The following is a 6,767-nucleotide window of genomic DNA, read 5'->3' on the forward strand; positions in this document are numbered from 1 at the left end:
CTTTCTCAACATTAAATTTGAATTTTCAGTTTTTAATTCCGTAAAAATCTATTATAATAAAGTTAATAAATGTTTGACCTCTCCTAATTCATGTACATATGGATGATCAGTAGTTATCGCTACTGATCTATTTTTTTGATTTCAGAAAGTACATACGCTGCATCCTTTCCTACACCACAAATAAGTGCGGAACCCCTTTGAGATTGCCATGGTAAACCGATATAATACAATCCTTTTACTGGACTGATTCCCTTTATATGATTAGGAAATCCTTTCTCATTCACTGCCTGTTCAATTTCAATCCAATTATAATTTTGAACAAAACCAGTTGACCATATAACGCTTTCTGCACTATAAATATCACCATTCTGAAACATAATGTTATTTCCTGATGCACTTACTACTTTTTCTTGCAGTTTGATTGCTCCATTACGAATAAGTTTCTTACCTTCAAAACCGAAAATAGGGTCCTTTCTCTTCTGAAACCATCTTCCCCTCTTTGTATTTATTTCAGCGTACAATAAACCCACTTTTTCTAGCAGATTAAAAATACTTTTTCCAAAAAGTTGTAACGGTAAAAACGTTAAAGGATGACTAATAGACACCGTAACTTCATGAGTCTTTGCCAGTTCTACTGCAATTTGCATTCCTGAATTCCCACCACCTACTACTAGTACTTTTCCCTTAGGAATTTGTGATGGTGATTTATATTGTGATGAATGTATTTGAAAAATATGTGATGATAGATTTGCTGAAACTGAGGGAATAAACGGTTGCTGAAAAGCACCTGATGCGATAATAACTTTTTTCGTTTGTAAAATTTCTGTAGGAGTATGTAATTCAAATATTTCTTTTTCTTTCTTTATTTTTAGAACTTCCGTTTGTAATTGTACCGGTAATTGAAAATGTTTTGCATATTCTTCTAAATAAGTTGCAATTTCATCTTTATATGGAAATTCATTTTTTTCACCTATTAACGTCATACCCGGCAAGCTACTGTAAGACCTTGAGGTAAAAAGCTGCAAAGAATCATATCGATTTCTCCATGAATCACCAACTCGTTTTCCTGCCTCAAGTAATAAAAAATTATACCCTTCTTGCTTCAAGTAATATCCCATTGTTAATCCAGCTTGACCCGCCCCAATAATAATTAGATCTTTCATTCTAATCCCTCCTCTTCTTAAACGTATGAATACTTGTTCATATATTCATACGTTTCCATAATCATAACATTTTATTTTTATATAATTCAATATCTACTCAAAATAAAAAAGAGCAGTTCACTGCTCTATGAACTACTCTTCATTCCATTTCTACAATTTTTCCTCGTATAGTGTAATTCTATTTGAAAACGGATCAATTACAGTTAATTCAATTGTACCCCAAGGTGTTTTTTCTATATTCGGCTTCGAATAAGCATATTCTTTACTTAATAATACAGAATGATAATCCTTTACATCATCTATTTTAATCCGAATCGCACCACCTGGTGAGGCATCACCATGATGTTCTGATAAATGTATCACAGCATCCTGTAACGAAATTTGCAAATATAATGGCATATTTTCCTCATACCGATGTTCCCAATCCAGTTTAAATCCTAAAAAACCTAAGTAAAATAGTTTTGCTTTTTCAATATCAAAAATTCTAAATATAGGTGTTATCATTTATACTCTCCTCCTATTTATAAACATCTGCTGCCAATTCTCTCAAAACATCCACGTTTACTACTTCATAGCATCCATCGTTCTTCTTTATTATCTCTTTATCACAAAAAATATTTAATGTTCGCAACAAATGCCGATAGCTCGTTCCTAACAATTCCGCTATTTCCGTTAAATTCCCACTAAATACAATTCTATTTTCATGCTGAACTGCTCGTTCCCCTGCTGCTAACATGTAACTCGCAAGTCTATTTTCAAGCGGATACAATAAATTAATTGTACTGTTTTTGGAAAGTCGGTTTAATTTATGTGCCAATGATCCGCAAATACATCTTAAAAATTTCGCATCATGAAATAGCTTATTTCTCACTTTTCCTAAAGGTAAACCCACACAATACGAATCTGCCATCACTTGTACATTTGAAGTGATTCTTTGAGAATGAATTAACTCCACATCTCCAAGTAACTGCAAACTATCGTAAAAACATAATAATACCGATTTCCCGTTACTTAATGTGTTAAACGCTTTCGCTTTTCCTTCAACAAAGAAATATAAATAATCTATCTCTTCATTTTCTCTACAAATAAACTCATTCTTTTTAAAAAATATAAGTTCCATATATGGCTTCATATCATGACTAAAAAATGAATCAATATTATTTTGCTTTATATACTCTGCTAATTTAATAGAATTACATACTTTCTTCATAGTTCCCCACCTTTACAACTCATCCCCATTGTAATCAAAATTTTCTTCTTCCACTATGACATATGTCATAACAATACACAATTTCAGCATGATACAGTCATTACAAATATGAAATACAAAGGGGATATTACATTGTATAACTTTCTTTCTGTCTTTATTGGTGTGCTCATCGCCGTTATGCTTCCATTGAATGGAATTTTATCCGAGTTAATTGGGAAGTATACAGCAAGCGTTGTCATTCACCTTGTCGGTTTAATTGCAGTTATTTTCGTTTTAATCTTAAACAAACATAAAATTCATTTCAATAAAGGTATTCCGCTTTTTTTATATAGCGCTGGAGCGATTGGAGTATTCACTGTTCTTTTTAATAATATAAGTTTCTCCGTCCTTGGTGCCTCTATTACGATCGCATTAAGTTTACTCGGCCAATCCATTGCTTCCATCATTATCGATCATTTCGGCTTATTAGGAATGAAAGTTGCAAAGTTTGAAAAGAAAAAACTAGTTGGATTAGCATTCATCTCTTCTGGGATTATTATCATGACAATTTATTAATGGGGGCAAAAATATGTTATATATTACTATCGCTATTTTAGCTGGTGTTTCTATCGTCGTTGCTAGAATTATTAACGCGAATTTAGCAAAGGAAATTGGAAACTGGGAAGGCACATTTTTCAATTATATTACTGGATTATTTTTCTCTATGTTATTTTTAATTTTCAGTTCAGATTCATTGTATATCCCTATTCATACGTTGCAATCTATTCCTATCGCCGTGTACTTAGGCGGATTAGTAGGCGTTATCGTTATTTCATTATCCAACTATATTACTCCTAAAATATCAGCCTTTTATTTAACATTACTCATCTTTATCGGACAATTATTTGCGGGGACTATTATTGATTTCTTCCTGACAAATGAACTCTCAATTGGTAAAGTTATCGGTGGCATTTTCGTATTAATTGGGCTCACTTACAATTTACTCATAGATCGCCCGATAAAAACTGTGAAGCATAACCAAGTTCAACTATAATACTTTACGCTTACCTATCATATATTAATAGAAAAGCTCTTCACACGAAGTAATAGAGAGGAGAAAATCCTATTAAAAAAAGTATTTTATTGCTAGGTAGCGTATTAATTATTTGTGGAATTGTATGGTTTGTAAACTCGGGAAAATCTATTCAAGATCTCTATACTGCAAACAAACCGAAAAAGAAAGCTACTATTATTTCAAGCTCGCGAGATCCAAATGAGCCCCCTGTTTTTTTAGGAAAGCAGGAAATAAAAGATATACATGTAGAATCAATTAAAACAAAAAAGGATATCTTTCTCACAAAAACAGATGAATTAAAAACATTTATTAACAGTATGAATACCGCAAAAAAAGGCAAATTAACATTGGATGAAGAAGGATCAGATTTAATAGATTGTGATATGTGGATTACTTTCGAGGATGGAACTTATAAAAAATATTTCATATGGATAGTTGATCATCACAGCAGCGAAGTGATGATTGCTCAGCAAAATACTCCTGATGATGTAAACCTTACGTACTATCAGTTAAACGAAGATAGTTCAAAAAAAGTTTATAATTTATTTAAAAAAATTATTTAAATGAAAAAGTCATGAGCACACGAACTCATGACTTTTTGCACTATATATACTCCGGGAACACTCTACAACCCTTTTCCTGCTCTATATCATGACCAAAGAAAACAATTGGTTTCTCTTTCGCCACAACTTCTTTTAAACGTTTAATTGAAGATAAAGCTAATTCTGGATTAAATCCTGCGAACGGCACTTCATCTTCAAAATTCTCTTTCGTGTACGATGCATCAATCGTTAATAAAACTGAACCGGATTGCTCCGTCTCAATGAATAGCGACTGATGGCCTGGAGAATGACCTGGCGTATACAATACTTGAACACCTGGTACCACTTCATAATCCCCTTCAATAATTTTGTAGTTCAAATGCGGTAATATACATTCTTTCATATATTCTTCTCTATGAAGTGCTGCCTCATATTCGGTTCGCTGCACAATAATCGGTGTATTTGTAAAAGCACCGTTTCCTCCTGCATGATCAAAATGTAAGTGAGAGCTAATAATATATAAAAGGTCGTCTGGCTCATACCCTACACGCTTTAATATAGTCACGATTCTATCTTCTTCAGTCATTTTCGGTAAAATCTGTCCTTCAACAAATGTACCGTTAAAAAGCCCTTCATTATTAACTGCACTTTCTGGCATACCTGTGTCTACTAAAATAGGACCTTCTTCCGTCTCCAAAAGATAACACCACACCGGCAAGTTTAATAGTTTCCCCGATGTTAACGCACTGTTAACAGACGAATGATCCAACATGCAACGACCTGCTGGGATGAAATAAAGTTTCTTTACTGTCATTATATATCCACCTTTACATTTAGTTTTGGATAAAGTAATACAGTAAAAAATTCTTCTTTTTAGAAATAAACTCCTTCTAGACTATCAGTACAGCTTGCATAAAAAAAGGGTATTTTTTTACATAGCAATATTTCACCATCTATAATATAGAAGTAAAGGATTCTTACTTTAAATGAAACATTAACACCGATTAACGCTGAAAACTTAAAGAAAGCACATACACTACTTGAAAGCGGGCACACCATTGGGAAAATCGTATTAGAGAAATTTTAATCATGATAGTGATAGGTAGTATGTGAAATTATATTAACGATTTTTCGAATATATCTATCACAAATCAAATTATATCAACGATTCGACAAGTTATATCGATTTATCGACAAATAACAACAATAAGAAAAGGCTGTTCCAGATGAACAGCCTCTTCTTTATTTACTTGAAATCTCTTTATTATTTTGAACGTCTAACGGAGCTCGCTTTCCTATTCCGAAAGCATAGAAACTAATTGTAACGATAGCTAAGAAAATAATACCTACAACTAATGAAATGCGTGTATCATCGTTAAACCACATTCCGATTAATACCATAATTAAAAAGGCAATTGTTAAATAGTTTGTTACAGGCGCAAATGGCATTTTGAACGGATGATCTTTCATCTCTGCTCCCTTTTCTTTCCTAAAACGAATTTGACTAATTAAAATGACAAACCATGGTACCATACCAGGAAGTACACTCGCACTATATACATATACGAATAAGTTTTTCGGTGCGATGTAACTTAAAACAACACCAACCGCCAGACCGATAATTACGCCAACTGTACCAAATAAAGGCACACCATTTCCAGAAAGTTTCGTGAAATATTTCGGTGCTTGTCCATTTACACCTAACGTATACAGCATACGTCCAGCACTATAAATACCACTATTACAACCAGACATTGCTGCTGTAATAACAACGAAGTTAATAAGGCCAGCTGCTGCCGTAATACCAACCTTCGCAAAAGTTGCTACGAACGGGCTACCAATTGTACTTAATTGATCCCACGGATACACAGTTACAATAACGAAAATAGCACCGATGTAGAAAATTAAAATACGCCAAATTGTACTTTGAATCGCTCTTGTAAGTGTCTTCTTTGGATCCTTCGCTTCACCAGCAGTAATACCAATTAATTCCACACCTTGATACGCTCCAACTACAAGTGATAATGCAAAGAAGAATCCTGAAAAACCACCTGTAAAGAAACCGCCATTTGACCAAAGATTAGATATGCCAATCGCTTCTCCGCCGTTACCAATTCCGAAGAAAATAAGGCCAAATCCTGCAATAATCATTAATAGAATCGTAACGATTTTAATCATCGCAAACCAAAATTCAAATTCACCAAATGACTTCACAGAAATTAAGTTAGCTGCACCAAGAATAACCATTGCAATTATACCTGGTATCCAAGCTGATAAATCCGGGAACCAATATTGCATATACGCTCCAACCGCGATAATTTCTGACATCCCAACGATAACCCACTGGAACCAGTTACTCCACGCTGTCATATAACCAGCTAGTGGATGAATATACTTATGACCGAATGTCGCAAATGAGCCTGTACTTGGCTCCATATACAACATTTCTCCCATGGCACGCATGATGAAGAAGATGAAAATACCTGCAATTGCATAAGCAAGCATTACTGACGGACCTGTCCATTTAATTGTGCTGGCTGATCCCATAAACAAACCAACACCAATCGTTCCGCCTAAAGCAATCATTTGAATATGACGTGCTTCTAAACCCCTTTTCAATTCTTTGTTTGCCACTTCACTTCCCCCTCTTAGATGATTCATAGCCGCATTTTAACACAAGATGCTTTCCCCTAATTCCTTTCGGCCCTGAAAATGATGAAGCAAACGTCATTTTACACTAGCTTTAAAGCTATCCTAAAATCGTTTTGTGCTCCTAATAAAATTCTCAGAACCTTTCA

8 protein-coding genes and 1 pseudogene are annotated in these 6,767 nt (G+C 34.0%); 4 read left to right on the forward strand and 5 right to left on the reverse strand.

The window, feature by feature from the left end:
• Nucleotides 1-119: 119 nt before the first annotated feature.
• From ACQGS6_RS20485 to yeiL, 3 genes are all read right to left on the reverse strand, one after another.
• On the reverse strand, nucleotides 120-1,163 hold the full coding sequence (locus tag ACQGS6_RS20485) for a flavin-containing monooxygenase (protein WP_000653875.1): 1,044 nt from the start codon (nucleotides 1,161-1,163) through the stop codon (nucleotides 120-122).
• A 150-nt stretch (nucleotides 1,164-1,313) separates the two neighbouring features.
• Nucleotides 1,314-1,667 (reverse strand): glyoxalase superfamily protein, encoded by a 354-nt coding sequence (locus ACQGS6_RS20490; RefSeq protein WP_000632403.1) that lies wholly within the window; start codon nucleotides 1,665-1,667, stop codon nucleotides 1,314-1,316.
• A gap of 13 nt (nucleotides 1,668-1,680) precedes the next feature.
• Nucleotides 1,681-2,373 carry a transcriptional regulator YeiL gene (yeiL, locus tag ACQGS6_RS20495; RefSeq protein ID WP_098536486.1) on the reverse strand — a complete coding sequence of 231 codons (693 nt, stop codon included), beginning with the start codon at nucleotides 2,371-2,373 and terminating at the stop codon, nucleotides 1,681-1,683.
• 108 nt (nucleotides 2,374-2,481) lie between these two features.
• Between yeiL and ACQGS6_RS20500 the strand changes: the two genes are divergently transcribed.
• The 3 genes from ACQGS6_RS20500 to ACQGS6_RS20510 all read left to right on the forward strand — a co-directional run bounded on the left by ACQGS6_RS20500 (nucleotide 2,482) and on the right by ACQGS6_RS20510 (nucleotide 3,990).
• On the forward strand, nucleotides 2,482-2,928 hold the full coding sequence (locus tag ACQGS6_RS20500) for a DMT family transporter (protein ID WP_141444331.1): 447 nt from the start codon (nucleotides 2,482-2,484) through the stop codon (nucleotides 2,926-2,928).
• 13 nt (nucleotides 2,929-2,941) lie between these two features.
• A complete protein-coding gene (locus tag ACQGS6_RS20505; RefSeq protein WP_000965812.1) occupies nucleotides 2,942-3,406 on the forward strand; it encodes a DMT family transporter in 465 nt (154 codons plus the stop codon).
• An 89-nt stretch (nucleotides 3,407-3,495) separates the two neighbouring features.
• Complete coding sequence (locus ACQGS6_RS20510) at nucleotides 3,496-3,990, forward strand: hypothetical protein (RefSeq protein ID WP_242784959.1); 495 nt, start codon at nucleotides 3,496-3,498, stop codon at nucleotides 3,988-3,990.
• 40 nt (nucleotides 3,991-4,030) lie between these two features.
• Here ACQGS6_RS20510 and aiiA read toward each other — a convergent pair whose 3' ends face one another.
• Nucleotides 4,031-4,783 carry a quorum-quenching N-acyl homoserine lactonase AiiA gene (gene aiiA / locus ACQGS6_RS20515; protein ID WP_426965502.1) on the reverse strand — a complete coding sequence of 251 codons (753 nt, stop codon included), beginning with the start codon at nucleotides 4,781-4,783 and terminating at the stop codon, nucleotides 4,031-4,033.
• A 165-nt stretch (nucleotides 4,784-4,948) separates the two neighbouring features.
• Between aiiA and ACQGS6_RS20520 the strand changes: the two are divergent.
• Nucleotides 4,949-5,056, forward strand: a pseudogene (locus ACQGS6_RS20520) (zinc-binding alcohol dehydrogenase family protein); the annotation flags it as partial.
• Nucleotides 5,057-5,211: 155 nt separating this feature from the next.
• On the opposite strand, the gene ACQGS6_RS20525 reads toward ACQGS6_RS20520, so the two are convergent.
• Complete coding sequence (locus tag ACQGS6_RS20525; RefSeq protein WP_426965503.1) at nucleotides 5,212-6,603, reverse strand: amino acid permease; 1,392 nt, start codon at nucleotides 6,601-6,603, stop codon at nucleotides 5,212-5,214.
• Between the last annotated feature and the right edge of the window lie 164 nt (nucleotides 6,604-6,767).

This window comes from Bacillus sp. GMs2/2, from assembly GCF_050172095.1.
Taxonomy (GTDB): Bacteria; Bacillota; Bacilli; order Bacillales; family Bacillaceae_G; genus Bacillus_A; species Bacillus_A cereus.

Excerpts from the sequence above, each read along its gene's own strand:
- yeiL (WP_098536486.1), bottom strand. The coding sequence starts at position 2,373 with ATGAAGAAAGTATGTAATTCTATTAAATTAGCAGAGTATATAAAGCAA.
- ACQGS6_RS20500 (WP_141444331.1), top strand. The coding sequence starts at position 2,482 with ATGAAATACAAAGGGGATATTACATTGTATAACTTTCTTTCTGTCTTT.
- ACQGS6_RS20485 (WP_000653875.1), bottom strand. The coding sequence starts at position 1,163 with ATGAAAGATCTAATTATTATTGGGGCGGGTCAAGCTGGATTAACAATG.
- aiiA (WP_426965502.1), bottom strand. The coding sequence starts at position 4,783 with ATGACAGTAAAGAAACTTTATTTCATCCCAGCAGGTCGTTGCATGTTG.
- ACQGS6_RS20505 (WP_000965812.1), top strand. The coding sequence starts at position 2,942 with ATGTTATATATTACTATCGCTATTTTAGCTGGTGTTTCTATCGTCGTT.
- ACQGS6_RS20490 (WP_000632403.1), bottom strand. The coding sequence starts at position 1,667 with ATGATAACACCTATATTTAGAATTTTTGATATTGAAAAAGCAAAACTA.